We start from the raw sequence: 1859 nt of genomic DNA, 5'->3' as shown, positions 1-1859 counted from the left end.
ATCGAGGCGCGAGCGCGGCAGGCCGCGCGCCAGCAGCGCCGCCTCGACCGCATCGACGCGGGCCAGCGACAGGTTGGTGTTGTAGCGGCTGATGCCGCCGACCTGGTCGGCCGAGCCTTCGAGCGAGACGATGACGTCGGTGTTGCGCAGCAGGTAGGGCATGAAGTCGTCGATCCGCGCGGCCTCGGCGGCGCCGAGCACCGCGCTGTCGAAGTCGAAGTAGAAGGCCGCCGGCTCATGCACGTAGAACTCGCGGTGCCGCTCCACCGCCTCGTCGAAGGTGGCCGAGGCCCCGTCCGCCACCGCCAGGTGCTCGTCGATCACCTTGCCCGAGCGGATGCCGAAGCCCCAGTGCACGGAGGCGAGATCGAGACCCTTGTCCTGCGCCATCGCAACCGATTCGAACTCGAAGTCGAGATCGACCGCCGCGCTGGCGAGGCCGGGCTGGTCATAGAGCGCGGCCGAACGGATGTCTGCGGCATCGTTCGAGCGCTTGAAGCCCGGCGTGCGGCCCAGCACGCCGCCGGTGCCGCCGCCGTAGAAGTCCGGCTGCTTCACCTGCCCGACCGAGCCCACCGTGCCCGGCGCCGCCGGCTGGAAATTGAAGCTCGGCGACAGCGCCTGGCCCGCCGGCGCCGAACCGCCGCCGGTACCTCCGTGGTAGACGTCGGTGAAGAAGCCGCCCTCGACGCCGGTGTCGGGGTTGTCCTCGGTCAGGATGCCGGGGTCGCCCAGCGCGCCGCGCCCCGCACGGTCGGCCGGCAGCGATCCGGGCTGGACATCGGCGCCCTTGACGTCGGTGAGCTTGACCACCTGCACCATCTCGATCTGGTTCGACAGCGGCGCCGCCTCGCCCGGCACGAAGCGGATGTAGCCGTCGAGGCCGCTGTGGGTGGGCGGCGTGTTGCCGCCGCCCTCGCGCGTCTGCAGGTCGATCTCGAAGCCGCCGTTGGCCACCGGAAAGCTGCCGTTGCGGCTGCAACGGATCGCGTCCGGTGCGGCGCTGCCCGACTGCTGCGCGACGTGCGCCAGCTCGTGCGCGGTCAGCGCATCGTCGCCGGGCGTTCGGCCCGCACCGAAGAACACATCGTGGCCGTGCGTGAACGCATCGGCGCCGAGGTCGCGGGCCAGCAGCGCGGCCTGGGTTCCGGTGTGGGTTCGCACCTGCCCGAAATCGGCGCCCAGGCGCTGTGCCATCGCGGCGCGCGTGCGGATATCGAGCGACTCGCCGCACGAACCCGCCTGCTCCGCGATCGGCGATGCGCGGCGCTGCGGAGGCTGGGCGCGAGGCGCCTGGCCCTCCCCCTGCGTGGGCCGCGCCGCCGCCCGCTCGGCCTGCTGCTCGAAGGCATCGCCCGCGCGGCCCACGTTGATCCGCATGAAACGCGGCACGCCGCTGCGCTGCAGCGGCGCGGCCGCCCGCACACCGGCTCCCGAGGGCAGGTTGCCGGCGCGCTGGGCGCCGGACTGCCGCCTGTTCGCATGCCTCATGGCGCACCTCCTTGTCGACTCATGGTCCGGCTCCCTGCAACGCGGCCCTGCGCGTGGATTCGTAAGCGTGGCGCGCGGCATCGAAGGCATCGGCGCCCCACTGCGCGCGCAGGCGCCGCAGCAGAGGCTCGAAGGTCGCGCGCGCGAGTTCGGGGCCAAGCAGATCGCCCAGCGTGGCCCATCCGGCAGCCAGCGCGCCGTAGGCGGCCGGCCTGTCGCCCGCCTGTTCGTCGATGCGCGACAGCGCCACCGCCGCGCCGATGTAAGGCGTCGGCGCACGCGAGGCCAACGCATGCGTGCGGGCCGCGAGCGCGTGCCTGCGGGCCGCCTTCGGCTGGCCCCGTTCGAGCGCATGGGTGGCCGACAGC

At 73.3% G+C, this 1859-nt stretch carries 2 protein-coding genes; both read right to left on the bottom strand.

Translation table 11 applies throughout. The features are described from left to right. A partial coding sequence (locus AC1DY5_RS53805; RefSeq protein WP_478122386.1) for an eCIS core domain-containing protein occupies positions 1-1491 on the bottom strand: 1491 nt, incomplete at its 3' end. Between the two features lie 19 nt (positions 1492-1510). Continuing rightward, positions 1511-1859, bottom strand: a 349-nt coding sequence (locus AC1DY5_RS53800) for a hypothetical protein (protein ID WP_478122385.1), incomplete at its 5' end; no start/stop codon positions are given.

The organism is Variovorax sp. P4_D9, from assembly GCF_056401695.1.
The sequence above is the reverse complement of the archived record's forward strand: the minus strand, read 5'-3'. Positions and strand labels throughout refer to the sequence as shown.